We start from the raw sequence: 14,051 nt of genomic DNA on the forward strand, positions 1-14,051 counted from the left end.
CACCGGTCCAGACCGGTACCGGAGGGCGAACCACGGCCCGGGCGCCCTGGCAAGGGCGTCGCGGGCGCCGGTTCAGGCGCTGAGGGCCGGGGGGAACAGCATCTCGACGAGGGTGCCCTCGTCCTTGTGGCTGGTGATGCGCAGGCGCCCGCGGTTGGCCTCCACCAGGGCCTTGGTCAGCGGCAGGCCGAGGCCGGTGCTGCCCCGCGGCGTCGGCGCGGCGGTCTTGCGGTAGGGCTCGAGCACGGTCTCGACCTCGTCGGGCGTCATGCCGACGCCGGTGTCGCGGACCCGCAGGGCGATCTCGCCGCGGTCGGCCATGGTGGTGGAGACGATCACCTGCCCGCCCGCCTGGGTGAAGCGGATGGCGTTGGCGATCACGTTCAGGGCCGCCTGGCGCACCGAGGGCTCGTCGGCCACGAGGCGCGTCAGGTTCTCGGAGAAGCTTGTGCGGATCACGATCCGGTCCCTGGCGGCCTGCGGGAGCATCATCGCCACGCAACTCGACACGATGTCGTTGAGCGGCACCTCGGTGAAGGCGAGGTCCCGCCGCCCGGCCTCGAGGCTCGCCAGATCGGCGAGATCCTTGACGACGGCGAGCACGTGCTCTCCGGACGCCCGGATGTCGTGCAGGCACTCCCGGTACCGCTCGTTCTCCAAGGGGCCGAACTGCTCGGTGAGCATCGCGTCGGTGAAGCCGAGGATGCCGTCGAGGGGGGGGCGGACCTCGTGGTTGATCTTGGCGAGGATCTCGGACTTCAGCCCGGCCGCTGCCCGGTCCGGCTCCGCCTCCGTCTGCATCGCGCGCAGCAGCAGGAGCGATCGTCTCTCGCCTGCTCCGCTCAGGGGGACACGGCGCATCTGGAGGGTGAGCGGGCCGTTCGCGCCCTCGACGACGACCTGGCGCGGCTCCGGGCCGTCCGGCACCCGCGCGCCGGGGCGGTGGGCGACGCCGGACAACAGCGACGCGACCCCCGCGCCGACGACCTCGCGCGCATCGAGGCCGAGCAGCCGCGCCGCCGGCCTGTTGACGCCGAGGATGCGGCCGGCGGCATCGAGGGTGACGACGCCGTCGTCGAGGCTGTCGAGCACGGCCAGGACCTCGGCGGACCGGCGTCCCGCGAAGTCCTGCGCCACCCGCGCCGCGGCGAGGGCGACGTCGGGGGCCTCGGCGGCGACCTCGCGGATCAGAAGCAGCTCGGCCGATCCGCCCTGCCACGGGATCTCGCAGCGCGACACCGACACGCCGACGCTGCCGCCCTCGCGGCGGAACAGCAGCGCCGGGCTTTCCACCCGCGCCAGGTCCTCCGGTGGCCGGCCATGGAACAGGCGCGCGAGCCCCCCGGCGGCCACCAGGCCGTCGATGTCGGCGAAACCCGCCAGCGTCAGCATCGTCGGGTTGGCGAAGATCGGATGTCCGGCGCGGCAGACCAGCACCGCCGCCGGGAGCCGGACCAGGATCGCGATCGGATCGGCGCGCGCCTCGTCGCCGGGCGCGTCCGGTTCGGGCGCCCGCGGAACGGGGGCGGGAAACGGCATCACGTCGCCGCCGGGACCGTCGCGCCTTTCCGCGGTCCGGTCGGGTTCGTCGCCGGCGAAGCGCGCGCCGAGCGCCCGCGCGATCTCGCGAAAGGCATCGTGCTCGTCGCCCGACAGATGCGGATCGGACGCCGCCGCTCCGATCTCGACGGGCTCGTCCGCTGGCGGTGGCGTCGGGCCGTCGGCGATCACGGACACGGCCGGCTCCGTCACCGGATCCGAAGCCTGCGGAGCCGGATCGTCCGGCGGCTCGGCAGGGCGCTCGTCGACGGGGAGCGGGCGCAGCAGCCCGAAGCCGCCGTAGCCCGAGAACGGTTGCCCGGCGCGGGCCAGGGGCGTCCCGGAAAGCTCCATCTCGAACCGAGCCGGGAAGCCCGGCCGGCGCAGGACGAGGGAGATCGCCCGGAAGGTCCGTTGCTGCGCCAGCGCGGCGAGCAACCCCTCGGCATCGGTCAGCACCCGCGATTCGGCGAGGCCCTGCCACGATGCGCCGAGCATCGCCGATTGCACCAGCGCACCGGCCGGGCCTGCGATCGCGCCGAGGCGATCCTCGCCGTCGCTGCGCCAGGTGAAGCGCGCCGGCCCCTCGGCCGGTATCGTCGGCTCCGCCTCGGGTTCCGGCTGGGCCGCGGGTGGCACGACCCGCCGACCGACCGGCGCTTCGGCCGCGGGCCGGAGGCGGGGGAGACGGCCGGTGACGATCAACGCGATGACGGGGCCGCCCTCCCCGTCCGCCCTGACGACGAGGCAGGTGGCGGAGGGCTGGATACGGCGGCGATCGAACTGGAGCCGGGCCAGGGCCGGACCGTCGCCGCTCAGCCCGATCCGGCCGACCTGGGCCTTCAGCCCGACCGCAGGGTCGATGCGATCGCCGGCCCCGGCCAGTCCCGCCCGCAGGGGGGCGGCCGCCTCGGACGCATGGAGGATCGCTTCCGCAGCCGCGTCGAGGATCAGCAGCGCACAGGCCGGCGCGGCCAGGAGCGGGCCGAGCCGGCGGTCGTCGGCCCACCGCGCCAAAACCACGCCGAGGGCATCGGCGCCACCATCGCGATCCTCGCGCTGCTCCCGATTGGACATTCAAACCCGTTTTGCGTCACACCAATGCGGTCTGCGACCGTTAGTACGGCATTGCGCACCAGGATGTCGGCACCTAAGGGAGCCAACACACGTTTACGCGATGTCAACCTTAATGCGCTCGGCCCGGCTGTCATAGGCGAACGAGCGTGTTATTGTGCAGCGCACAACGATGCATCAACAAGCAAGTCCGAGGAGACGATCATGAGCAACATTCCGTCCTACGAGGTTCCCGCCGAGATGCGCGATTTCGCCGAGAAGAGTGTCGATCAGGCTCGCAAGGCTTTCGATTCCTTCATCGGCGCCGCCCGCAAGACCGCCGAGACGGTCCACGGCTCCACCGAGACCGCCCGCACCAGCGCCCAGGACATGTCGGCCCGCGGCTTCGAGTTCGCCGAGCAGAACGTGACCGCCGCCTTCGACCTCGCCCAGAAGCTCGTGCGCTCCCGCGACGTCCAGGAGGCGATGCAGCACCAGGCCGAGTTTGTGCGCAACCAGTTCGCCGCGATCCAGGCCCAGGCCAAGGAGTTCGGTGGCCTCGCCCAGTCGGTGATGCAGCAGAGCGCCGAGAAGGCGAAGTCCGCCATGGAGCAGGGCGCCCAGCAGGCCCGCCAGGCCATGGAGCAGGGTACCGAGCAGGCTCGCAAGGCCGGCGAGGACATGCAGAACGCCGCCCGCAACGCCACCAACTGATTCGCGGACCCAAGTCCGTCCGTGAATCCGTCCGTGACGGCCGGCCCGCCCCACGCCATGGGGCGGGCCCTTTCATGTCCGACAGGTTTTCGGGGTCCGGCGCCGGGCGCCGCCTTTTTTCCGGCATGGCGGGGCCATAACGCCTGCCTCGCGGCCCGCACATCGCGTTCTCGGGGGCCGGATCCTCACAGGGGCGACCACAGCCATGCGTCTTGCCTATCGAATCGGTCTCAGCGCCGTGATCCTCGCCAGCGCCATCGGATCGCAGACGGCCAGCGCCCAGTACTACGGCGGCTACGACCGTCCGCCGCCGCCCCGCTACCAGGAGGACGACGGCTACGACCGTCCGCCGCCGCGCCGCCGCGCCGTCGGACTGAACTGCGACGCCGTCCAGTCCGGCATCTCCGGGCTGCAGCCGTTCTCCTGCCCGCTGCCCGGGCCGAGGCCGCTCGGCGCCCGCTGCTTCTGCGACATGCCGATCGCCTCCTTCAGCGCGCCGCAGACGGCGGTGGGACGGGTGGTCCCGTAGGATATCGGAACGCAAGACGGCCGCGCCGCCCCGTGAGGGCGACGCGGCCGTTCTGCAGATTCGGAAGAACCGCGGTTCAGTTCAGGACGACGACCTTGGCGCCGACCTTCACGCGCTCGTAGAGATCGGTGACGTCCTCGTTGGTCATCCGGATGCAGCCGGACGAGACCGCCTGGCCGATCGTGTCGGGCTCGTTGGAGCCGTGGATGCGGTACTCGGTATTGCCGATGTACATCGCACGGGCACCGAGCGGGTTCTCGACACCGCCGGCCATGTAGCGCGGCAGGTCGGGACGACGGGCCAGCATCGCGGCCGGGGGCGTCCACGACGGCCACTCGCGCTTGGCGGTCACGGTCTTGGTGCCGGACCAGGTGAAGCCGGGGCGCCCGACGCCGACGCCGTAACGGATCGCCTCGCCACCCGGCAGCACGAAGTACAGGCGCCGCTCGGCGGTGGAGACGACGATGGTGCCCGGCTTGTAGTTGGCATTGAACGCGACGAGCTCGCGGGGGATCGGCGCCACCTGCGCCTGGGGTGCCGCCTGGACCGAATAGCCCCGCGATCCGTAGCCCGGCTCGACGCCGCGCGGCGCGGTATAGGGGTCGTAGGCCGGATCCGAGTAGTATTCCTCGCCGGCGTTGGTCTCGAATGGATCGTAGGGCGCTGCCGTGACCGGTGACGCGCCGAGAACACAGATCCCGATGACGCCTGCACCGAGAACGCCCGCGAGGGCCGTAGCCAAGGTCTTCATGATGGAACCCTTACCTGCGCGATAACCTTTGCCATACAAGCGTGGGCATAGGCGGCGGGTTCCCTGGTCTGTCGTGTTTTCGCGCACCGCGATGGACGAATGGTGAAAGGCGGATGTCTGGCGGCGATCGAAGGCAATGTCGCCGTCGAAACGTCGGGCCGCCGCCGCGATCCGCAGTGCCCGTCAGGCGGTGCGCAGCCCGGCCGCCGCCGCGGCGTTGCGCCGGATCGTGTCGGGGTCCGGGGTGCCGGCCGGAACCACCCAGCTCCCCCCGACGCACAGGACGGACTTGAACGCGAGCCACTCCGGGGCCGAGGCCTCGGTGATGCCGCCGGTGGGGCAGAACCGGACCTGACCGAACGGCCCTGCCAGGGCCTTGAGCGCCTTCAGGCCGCCGGCGGCCTCCGCGGGAAAGAACTTGAACCGGTCGAGCCCGTGGTCGAGCCCGCGCATGATGTCGGCCGCATTGGCGATGCCCGGCAGATAGGGAATTCCGCTGTCGAGGGCGGCCCTGGTCAGCGGATCGGTGAGGCCGGGGCTGACGACGAAACGCGCGCCGGCCGCGAGCGCGGCGTCGAGGTCCCTGCCGTTCAGGACGGTGCCGGCGCCCACGACCGCGCCCTCCACCGTGGCCATCTCGCGGATGACCTCGAGGGCGGCGGGCGTGCGCAGGGTGACTTCGAGGGCGGTGAGTCCCCCCTCCACCAGTGCTTGCGCGATGGGGATGGCGTCGCGGGCATTCTCCACCACGAGGACGGGGATCACGGGGACGGAGCGCATCAGGGCGTCGATGGCGGACATCGGAAGTATCCTCGGCTGAAGGTGTCGGTGCCCTCCCCTGTCGCGGGGAGGGCGGAGGCGCGACTTACAGGCCGGCCGCCGCCAGCATCGCGGAGGCGCCCTGCTCGGCCCCGTCCGCCCCCTGGCGCATGAAGGCGAAGAGCTCGCGCCCGGTGCCGAAGGCCGGAGGGGGCGCCACCGCGTCCTTGCGGGCGGCCCATTCCGCCGGATCGACCAGGGCGACCAGGCTCCCCTCCTCCGCGCTGAGGCGCACGCGATCGCCGTCGCGCAGCTTGGCCAGAGGGCCGCCGCCCAGGGCCTCGGGGCTCAGGTGGATCGCCGCGGGCACCTTGCCCGACGCCCCCGACATCCGCCCGTCGGTGACCAGCGCCACCCGGAAGCCCCGGTCCTGGAGCACGCCGAGCTGGGGCGTGAGCTTGTGCAGTTCGGGCATGCCGTTGGCCTTGGGGCCCTGGAAGCGCACGACCACCACCACGTCGCGTTCGAGTTCCCCGGCCTTGAACGCGGCGAGCACGTCGTCCTGGTCGTCGAAGACACGGGCCGGGGCCTCCACCGTCCAGCGCTCGGGATCGACCGCGCTGGTCTTGAAGGTGGCCCGGCCGAGGTTGCCCTGGACCAGCCGCATGCCGCCGTCGGCCTTGAAGGCGTTGGCCGGCGCGCGCAGGATCGACTCGTCGTGCGAGCGGTCGGGGGCGTCCTCGAAGACGAGGTCGTCCTCGATCAGCTTGGGGTCGCGGGCGTGGTCGCGCAGGCGCGTGCCGGCCACCGTGAGGATGTCGTCGTGCAACAGCCCGGCGTCGATCAGGCTGGCGATGACGTAGCTCATGCCGCCGGCGGCATGGAAGTGGTTCACGTCGCCCGAGCCGTTGGGATAGACCTTGGCCACCTGCGGCACCACCGCCGAGAGCCGGTCGAAATCCTCCCAGTCGAGGACGATGCCGGCGGCGCGGGCGATCGCCGGCAGGTGGATGGCGTGGTTGGTGGAGCCCCCCGTGGCGAGCAGGCCGACCACGGCGTTCACGATCGCCTTCTCGTCGACGCAGCGCCCCAGCGGCCGGTATGCGTTGCCCTGCGCGCCGATGGCCGCGAGGCGATGGACGGCCGCCCGCGTCACCGCCTGGCGCAGCTTGGTGCCCGGGTTGATGAAGGAGGCGCCGGGCATGTGCAGGCCCATCACGTCCATCATCATCTGGTTGGAATTGGCGGTGCCGTAGAAGGTGCAGGTGCCGGCCCCGTGGTAAGAGGCCGACTCGCTCTCCAGGAGTTCGTCGCGCCCGACCTTGCCCTCGGCATAGAGCTGGCGGATGCGCTGCTTCTCCTTGTTGGCGAGCCCGGAGGGCATCGGCCCGGCCGGGATCAGGATCATCGGCAGGTGGCCGAAGCGCAGGGCTCCGATCAGGAGGCCCGGCACGATCTTGTCGCAGATGCCGAGCAGCGCCGCGCCGTCGAACATGCCGTGGCTGAGGGCGACGGCGGTGGAGAGCGCGATGGTGTCGCGCGAGAACAGCGACAGCTCCATGCCGCGCTGGCCTTGGGTGACGCCGTCGCACATCGCCGGCACGCCGCCGGCCACCTGCGCCGTCGCCCCGACCTCGCGGGCGAACAGCTTGATCTGCTCCGGGTACCGTCCGTAGGGCTGATGCGCCGAGAGCATGTCGTTGTAGGCGGTGACGATGCCGATGTTCATCGACCGGCCCGCCTTGATCGCCGGCTTGTCCTCGCCCGAGGCGGCAAAGCCGTGGGCGAGGTTGCCGCAGTTGAGCATCGGCCGATGGACGCCCGAATCGCGCTCGCGGGCGATCAGGTCGAGGTAGGCCGTTCGCGAACGCTGGGAGCGCGAGACGACCCGCTCGGTGACGGCGGCGATCTCGGGGTGAAGCTCGGTCATGCCGTGTCCTGCCCTGCCATGTCCTACCTTGCCATGTCCTACCTTGCGGGCTCCGCCCCTGCAGGCCCCCGCCCCGGGGGCGAGCCTGCCTTGCGCGCGTGAAAAAGCCCGTTCACGATCTTCGCCGCGACGGGCGATCTCCTGGGATAGATCGGTCGATCGCCGGTCCAATCAACGGCGGCCGCCGTCGATGACCGCCGGGGTCGAGCAGGTTTCACGCCAATCCCGCCCGATCCGGCCTCCGTCGCGCCGCCCCGGGCGGTCTGTCCCGATCGACCCCTGCCCGATCGACCCCTGCCCGACGATCCATGGCCCAACGACCCTCGGCCCGATCCACTCTCGCGTCCGCGAGCGGCGCGAGACCTATCCATCGCTGCCCCATTCCGACAGAAGGACCCTCAGGCCGATCCAGCCGTCGCCGACCCATCCGTCCAGGAGTTCACGATGAGCCTTTTCCACGATCTCGTCGATCGGTTCACCCAGAGCGTCACAGCCTACGTCGGCGACAAGGCGCTGATGCTGGCCGCCGTCTCCGCGGCCTCGAACGTCATCGTCGCCGACAGCGAGGTCGACGACGAGGAGGTGGAGACCGCCCTGGCGGGCATGCGCGCCAACCCGATCCTGCAGAAGGGCTACGACACGCTGATGCTGGAGACCGAGCTGTTCGACGGCATCGCCCGGGCCCGCACCCGCGCCGGGCGCGCCGAGAACCTCGGCCGGGTGGCCGCCATCGTCGACCGGGACATCGAGCAGCGCAACAACGTGTTCCTCATCGCCGCCGACGTCGCCGACCACGAGGGCATCAGCGACGTCGAGCGCAAGGCCCTGGCGGAGGTCGCCGCCGCCCTCGCCGTCGACATGGAGGCCCTGCTCCGCGCCTCTCCGGTCAAGGTCGTGCCCGCGCCCTGACGCGGCGGCGCGAGCCCGCAGCGTGGCGGCCTGTCCCTGCCGCCGGCCTCGGTGTTCGCCGGTGGCCGGCGACGGCGTCCACGCCCTGTGCCCGCCGGGCCGCGCGGCCTGTCCGGTCCGCCGGACACCAACGTCCCGGCACCCGAGGTCGGTCGACAAAGGTCCCTCATGCCGAGGGAAAAGGGCGTGGCCGCCACGATTTCTTCATCGATCTGTCCTTTCCTGCAAGCTATTGCCCCGAAGTCTCTTGCTCCGAAGCAACCTTGCCCCACAGCACCCTTGCCCCGAAGCACCCTTGCCGGCCGCCGATGCCGCGCTCGGGGAGAGGTGACGCGTGACCCTGTCGTTCCAGCCATCCCAGCCGCCCGGTGCCGCCCCGGCAGGGGACGCCGCACCCCGAGACGGAGCGCCGCCCGCGGTGCCGCTCAGCCCGAAAGAACAGGGGCTGTCGGGTCTCGCGTCGGCCAAGCGCGGGAGCGATTCGGTCGAGGGCATGTTCGCGGATTCGTCCGGCGCCTCGCCGAGCCCGGGGGCACTGCCCCTCTGGCTGCTGCTGGTCGGACGCGAGGCGGTCCATCGGCGCTGGGGGCTCGTCACGGGCGCGGGCCTGGCCTGGGCGGCGCTGGGCGGCGCCCTGGTGATCGACGCCCTCGACGGCGCCACGCATGTGCCGGACCGCTGGTTCGGCCTCCTTCTCGTGATCGAGGCGGTGAGCTCGCTGGTGCGCGGCCTCGTCGCCACCGGCGCCGCCCGGCGCCTGCGCCTTCTCAAGGCCGGGCTGCTCCTCGTGGTCGCGGTGCTGACGATCCTGGCGTCCTCTTCGAGCACGTTCCTGTTGGCGATGCTGTTCGGTACGGCCTTCCTGTTCGACGGCCTGTCGCGGATCGTCCTCTCGCAGGTGCTGCGCTTTCCCGGATGGCGCGGGTCGGTGGCGCATGGCGCGCTCGGCGTGGTCCTGGGGATCCTGACCCTGCAGCCCTGGCCGACCTGGTACGCCGGCACGGTGGGGTTCAGCATCGGCGCCTTCCTGGTTCTGGCCGGGATCAAGGTCGCGCTGCTCGGCCTGCGCCTGCGGCGCGAGCCCGAACAGATGCCGGCTTCGACCCCGGCGAGCGGATCGGACGCCCTCACCGTCTACGTCTGGACGCCCACCGGCACGGCCACGATCCCGGCCCGGCGGCGGCTGGTGCATCGCTACGTCGTCTCGGTGAACGGCGGCGGCCACATCTCCACCGGCCACGCGGCGCTGGAGCTGGCGGGGCGGCCCGGCGGCGACGGGCCCTTGTACGTGAGCCACTACCCCGCCGTGGAGATCGACCGGTCGCCGGGCAACCTGCGCGCGACCCTGCGTGCGGGCCCCGAGAACAACGTCTCGGGTCGTTTCCTGCCGAGCTACCGCGAGGAGGCCGACGACTGGTGCGAGGCCACGGTCACGGTCACGCTCACGGGCGTCGACGGCGCCCGCCTGCGCACCTTCTGGGAGGCGTACCGCCGGGACGCGACCTACAACCTCGTGGGGCGCAACTGCTCGACGGGGGTCGCCAACGCCCTCGACGCCGCGGTGGAGGGCAGCTTCAGCCGCGACGGCACGCCGTGGCGCAGGCTGGCCCAGGCGGCCCTGAGCCCGGAATTCTGGGCGGCCGCGCTCATGCGCAACGGCGCGGGCGCGATGACCTGGACGCCCGGCCTCGTGCTCGATTATGCGCGGGCGCTGAGCGCGCTCGTCGATCCCGTCGCGCCGGTCCCGGCCGTCCGCTGGCAGGGCGTCAGGCGGCGGCTGTTGCGCAACTGGCGGGCCGAGACCGTCGCGCGCAAGCGCGGCGTGCTGGCGGCGGCCGAGGCCTCAGCGGCGCCGAAGGTCGCGTGAGATCGCCAGCATCACCGCGAGCGTGTCGGCCTCGTCCTGCTCGGCCCCGTGGTCGCTGAGCTTGACGATGACCGTCCCGGTATCGCGATTGACGTAGACGTATTGGCCGTAGACGCCGATGGCCGAGATATCGTCGTCGCCCTCCGGCACGTGCCACCATTGCGCCGAGTAGGGCCAGCCGTCGACCTCCCGACGCGCCGGCGTCTCGATCCGCTCGATCCAGCGCCGCGGGACGACGCTGGCCGAGCCGACCGCGCCGTGGTCGGCCACCATCAGCCCCAGGCGGGCGAAGTCGCGGGCGACCGCGTTGAGGCAACAGAACGCCTTCTCCGTCCCGCCCGGCCGGTCGAGGTTCCAGCTCGCGTCCGCCTGTGCCCCCATGGGCTTCCAGATCCGCTCCGACAGGAGGTCGGACAGCGGCCTGCCGTGGACCTCGGCGAGGATCAGGCCCAGGACCTGGGTGTCGATGCTGCGGTACTGCCCGGTGCTGCCGGGGCTCGACGACAGCACGGCGTGCTCCCTCACGAAGGCTCGCAGGTCGCGCGTCAGGTACATCCCCGCGGTGCCGACGAGCGGGTGCCAGGGGTCGTAGTTCTCCGGCACCGCGAGGCCGCTGGTCATGTCGAGGAGGTCGCCGACGGTGATGCGGCCGAAGACCGGAGCCGTGCGCAGGTCGGGCAGGAGGTCGGAGACGTGGTCCGTCTCCTTCAGCCGGCCATCGGCGATCGCCCGTCCGACCAGCAGCGAGACCACCGATTTCGCCACCGACCAGGACGGGAACGATGTCTCGGCGTCGAAGCCGGGACGGTACCATTCGTGGACGAGGACGCCGTCCTGGGTCACCAGGAGGGCATTGGTGTGCGTTGCCGCCAGCATGGCGCCGAGGGGGACGAGCGTGTCCTTCCAGGGGACACGATCGAGGATCGGGCGGGGTGCGAGGGTGAGGATCCGCGGCGTGCGCGACGCCGCCACCGGTCGGCTCGCGAACCAGGCTCCGGCGGCGGAGGGTTCGACGACCGCCAGGGCCGCCAGGGTGACCGGATTCGGCACCCCGAGGACGGCCGTGGCCGCCCATGCGAGGCCCCCCAGGCCGAGCAACGGCAGGCCGAGCCGCGAAATGAGCCGCTTGGGGGACGGATGCACCTGACGGCAACCCTTCTCGCGGGACGACGACGTGGGGCCGTGCGTGCGGCGACGCCCGGCGGTCACGATGGCGGCGGTGGTACGCGCGTCGCCGGTTCAGTGATGCGCGGTCTGGCCCGATGCCAGGATCGCCACGCCCAGGGCGATGACGGCGATGCCGGCCATCATGGTGACGGAGATCGGCTCGTCGAACAGGAGTGCGCCGCCGAGAGCCGCACCGACCATGCCGACCCCGGCCCAGATGGCGTAGACCACCCCGATCGGCAGCATGTTCATGCTGTTGGACATCAGCCAGAACGCCGTGCCGTACCCCACCGCCACGATGATCGTGGGGATCGGCTTGGTCAGCCCGTCGGCGGCCTTGAGGGCGAGGGTGGCCGTGACCTCGGCGCTGATGGCGAAGGCGAGGAGCAGGTAGGGGTTCATGGGCAGGGCGTCCGTGGAAGCGGCGGGCCGACGGAGCGCCGGATGATGTTTGCCTCCGACCATTGCAACCGGACCCGTTAAAGTCCGGTTCGAGAGGGCGCGACGGCGACCGGTTTTGCCCGACCCCCTACCGGCTCGCACGCATCGGGAGCGGTGGCCCTCGGCTTGCCTCCCGAAGGCGGCGGCCGTCGCAGGAGGCGTGCAAACATCCCGATGGGATCGCACCGGTTCCGTGTGGTACCGGGGTGACCTGGAACGACACCCCGTCGCACCGGTATCTGCAGGACCACGTCCGACCGGGACCATCCGTCCGCCGCCCCCCGGAGTTTGCCACGTGTCGCGATTGGCGATCGTTCCCAGCGTCATCGAAACGACGGATCGGGTCGAGGCCCGGTGGGCGTTCGAGTTCTGGCGCTCCACGGCCCTCGCCCCCTTCGGCGACGTGGCGCGCGTGCGTCCGGACGGCCCGTTCCGCGCCAGGCGCCTCGCCGTCGCACAGGCGGACTGGGTGATGACGCGGACGGTCAGCAGCCCGGTGGGGCTGACGTTCGGGCGCCGCCACGTCGACCGGAACGCCCCGGAGACGGTGGTGGTCGGCCTGGGGCTCGACGGGCTCGGGTATCACGAGCAACGCGGCCGCGGCGGACGGATCGCGGCCGGAACCGTCAGCTTCCTGTCGCGCAACCGGCCCTTCGTGGCGGGCACGCACTGCGACTACGAGGAACTGCGGCTCGCCGTGCCGCGCCGGACCTTCGAGGCCTGGGTCGGCGAGGCCGATGCCTTCGCAGGCCGCCTGATCGCGGATGAAGCCGCGAGCGGCGCGTTCCAGACCTGTTTTCGCGCGTTCGCCGCGTCGGTCGCCTGGCTCTCCGAGGACGAGGCGCGGATCGCCGTGGAAGGCGTGCTGCACATGCTGCGTAACCTCGCCCGGGATCCGCACGCTCCATCCGGCGTGCAGGTCTCGCGCGAGGCGGTGCTCGCCCTCGCCCGCGCCCATATCGCGCGGCGGATGCACGACCCCGGCCTCGACCCCGACGAGATCCACACGGTGCTCGGGCTCTCCCGCGCCCATCTCTACCGGGCGTTTTCGGACACCGACGGCGTGGCGGCGGCCATCCGCGAGGCGCGCCTCCTGCGCGCGCACCGGCGCCTGACGTCGCCGACCGGCGACCGGCCGAAGATCGCCACCATCGCCTATGCCTGCGGTTTCACCGACGTGCCGACCTTCAACCGCGCCTTCCGCAAGCGGTTCGGCCACGCGCCCGGCGAGCTTCGCGCCGATCGCCCCTGAACCGGCGGCGGCCTCCGCCAACCGGGCTCGGCGGGGGCTCATCTCAGGTGGTAGGACACCCCCGCGATCAGGGCCTTTTCCTCGGTGTTGACGGTCCGGCGCGGGTCGGCGCCGAACTTGTTGTGCCAGTACTGGAACCCGGCGAACACCTCGAGCTGGTTGGGCCTGCCGCCGGCGAGCTGCCCGACATCGAGCACCAGGTTGGTCTGGGACACGAACTCGACCCGGGTCCGGTTCTCGTTGGTGACGCCGTAGCGGCCCTTGGGCAGGATGACGGTGTTGAAGCCGGCCAGCGACAGGGGCAGTCCGGTGAACGTCAGCGGGAGTGAGTAGGTGACCTCGAACTCGGGCGTCATCAGGTATTCGACGCTGCGGAATTTGCCGGCGGCAAAGCCGTTGTGGGAGAATTCCTTGTAGCCCTGGACCTTCAGGTTCAGGTAGCCGGCCGGCACGTCGAAGGCGAAGTTCAGGCCAAAGGTGCCGGCCCGCTTCCGGCTGTCGAAGGTGGTGTCCTTGGTGTTGACGTCCGCCCCGAACGACAGCCCGATATCCTTGACGAGGCCGGGGATGCCGAAGACGTCGGTGTCGAAGATCTGGTTTGCGCTCAAGGTCCCGCGGTAAATCAGATAGACCTCCGTCGCACCGACGCCCTGGAAGCTCCCGAACCTGTCGCCGGCCGGGTCCTGCGAGCCGGAGCGCAGGATGTCGAGGGACAGGAGGTTGGTGCCGTAGGTCCATGCGTTGGTGTGGAAGACATTCACGACGTTCTTTGGCACCTCGCGGGGCTCCAGCCGGCCATTCGGGGTGCCGTCCGGACGCCGTACGCCGAGACCTGGCTCCGCCGACGGGCCCTGGAAGCGGTAGCTGACGATGGTGTCGGAGAAGCTGAAGAACGAGGGTGGGGCCGCCGCCTTTACAGGCGTGGCCGCGACGGGACCCTCGATCGCCTCTGCACGGGCGTCCCCGACCGGGAGGCCCAGCCCCAGGCCCCCGGCGAGGAGGGCCGCCGAAACCCTGAGGCCCCTTGGGCCGGACCGGCCTCCACGAGGCGTGAGAGCGAGCGTTGGCATCATTCCCGAACGTGTCCCCATGCCCTGTGTCGCGGTCCGGTTGGGTCCAGGCCGCCGTTGCGTTTCTTTG

General features: G+C 71.5%; 12 protein-coding genes. 5 read left to right on the plus strand and 7 right to left on the minus strand.

The window, feature by feature from the left end; genetic code table 11:
* Positions 1 to 72 precede the first annotated feature (72 nt).
* Positions 73 to 2,616, minus strand: coding sequence for an ATP-binding protein (locus tag ASF39_RS11445; protein ID WP_056283966.1), 2,544 nt, complete (start codon positions 2,614 to 2,616; stop codon positions 73 to 75).
* A gap of 201 nt (positions 2,617 to 2,817) precedes the next feature.
* Here ASF39_RS11445 and ASF39_RS11450 point away from each other — a divergent pair, with 201 nt between their 5' ends.
* A complete protein-coding gene (locus ASF39_RS11450) occupies positions 2,818 to 3,306 on the plus strand; it encodes a phasin (protein WP_055885459.1) in 489 nt (162 codons plus the stop codon).
* A 205-nt stretch (positions 3,307 to 3,511) separates the two neighbouring features.
* On the plus strand, positions 3,512 to 3,835 hold the full coding sequence (locus ASF39_RS11455) for a hypothetical protein (RefSeq protein ID WP_055885461.1): 324 nt from the start codon (positions 3,512 to 3,514) through the stop codon (positions 3,833 to 3,835).
* Positions 3,836 to 3,911: 76 nt separating this feature from the next.
* On the opposite strand, the gene ASF39_RS11460 is transcribed toward ASF39_RS11455, so the two are convergent.
* The 3 genes from ASF39_RS11460 to edd all read right to left on the minus strand — a co-directional run bounded on the left by ASF39_RS11460 (position 3,912) and on the right by edd (position 7,275).
* A complete protein-coding gene (locus ASF39_RS11460; protein WP_056283969.1) occupies positions 3,912 to 4,586 on the minus strand; it encodes a L,D-transpeptidase in 675 nt (224 codons plus the stop codon).
* Positions 4,587 to 4,769: 183 nt separating this feature from the next.
* Complete coding sequence (gene eda, locus ASF39_RS11465; RefSeq protein WP_056283971.1) at positions 4,770 to 5,387, minus strand: bifunctional 4-hydroxy-2-oxoglutarate aldolase/2-dehydro-3-deoxy-phosphogluconate aldolase; 618 nt, start codon at positions 5,385 to 5,387, stop codon at positions 4,770 to 4,772.
* Between the two features lie 64 nt (positions 5,388 to 5,451).
* Positions 5,452 to 7,275: a phosphogluconate dehydratase gene (gene edd / locus ASF39_RS11470; RefSeq protein ID WP_056283974.1), complete on the minus strand. Its 1,824-nt coding sequence runs from the start codon at positions 7,273 to 7,275 to the stop codon at positions 5,452 to 5,454.
* A 444-nt stretch (positions 7,276 to 7,719) separates the two neighbouring features.
* On the opposite strand from edd, the gene ASF39_RS11475 reads away from it, so the two are divergent.
* Both ASF39_RS11475 and ASF39_RS11480 read left to right on the plus strand, forming a co-directional pair.
* Positions 7,720 to 8,184: a tellurite resistance TerB family protein gene (locus tag ASF39_RS11475; RefSeq protein WP_055885472.1), complete on the plus strand. Its 465-nt coding sequence runs from the start codon at positions 7,720 to 7,722 to the stop codon at positions 8,182 to 8,184.
* A 334-nt stretch (positions 8,185 to 8,518) separates the two neighbouring features.
* Positions 8,519 to 10,051: a DUF4105 domain-containing protein gene (locus ASF39_RS11480; protein WP_244472379.1), complete on the plus strand. Its 1,533-nt coding sequence runs from the start codon at positions 8,519 to 8,521 to the stop codon at positions 10,049 to 10,051.
* Here the strand turns inward: ASF39_RS11480 and ASF39_RS11485 are convergent.
* Positions 10,028 to 11,194 carry a serine hydrolase gene (locus ASF39_RS11485; RefSeq protein ID WP_056283977.1) on the minus strand — a complete coding sequence of 389 codons (1,167 nt, stop codon included), beginning with the start codon at positions 11,192 to 11,194 and terminating at the stop codon, positions 10,028 to 10,030. The two genes, ASF39_RS11480 and ASF39_RS11485, sit on opposite strands and share 24 nt — an antisense overlap.
* 96 nt (positions 11,195 to 11,290) lie before the next feature.
* Positions 11,291 to 11,620, minus strand: coding sequence for a multidrug efflux SMR transporter (locus tag ASF39_RS11490; RefSeq protein ID WP_055885479.1), 330 nt, complete (start codon positions 11,618 to 11,620; stop codon positions 11,291 to 11,293).
* Between the two features lie 334 nt (positions 11,621 to 11,954).
* Here ASF39_RS11490 and ASF39_RS11495 point away from each other — a divergent pair, with 334 nt between their 5' ends.
* Positions 11,955 to 12,911 carry a helix-turn-helix domain-containing protein gene (locus ASF39_RS11495; RefSeq protein WP_056283980.1) on the plus strand — a complete coding sequence of 319 codons (957 nt, stop codon included), beginning with the start codon at positions 11,955 to 11,957 and terminating at the stop codon, positions 12,909 to 12,911.
* 38 nt (positions 12,912 to 12,949) lie between these two features.
* Here ASF39_RS11495 and ASF39_RS11500 read toward each other — a convergent pair whose 3' ends face one another.
* Positions 12,950 to 13,687, minus strand: a complete 738-nt coding sequence (locus tag ASF39_RS11500; protein WP_244472380.1) for a hypothetical protein — start codon at positions 13,685 to 13,687, stop codon at positions 12,950 to 12,952.
* Positions 13,688 to 14,051 lie beyond the last annotated feature (364 nt).

The sequence above is a fragment of the Methylobacterium sp. Leaf108 genome (assembly GCF_001423265.1).
In the GTDB taxonomy this organism is placed as follows: Bacteria; Pseudomonadota; Alphaproteobacteria; order Rhizobiales; family Beijerinckiaceae; genus Methylobacterium.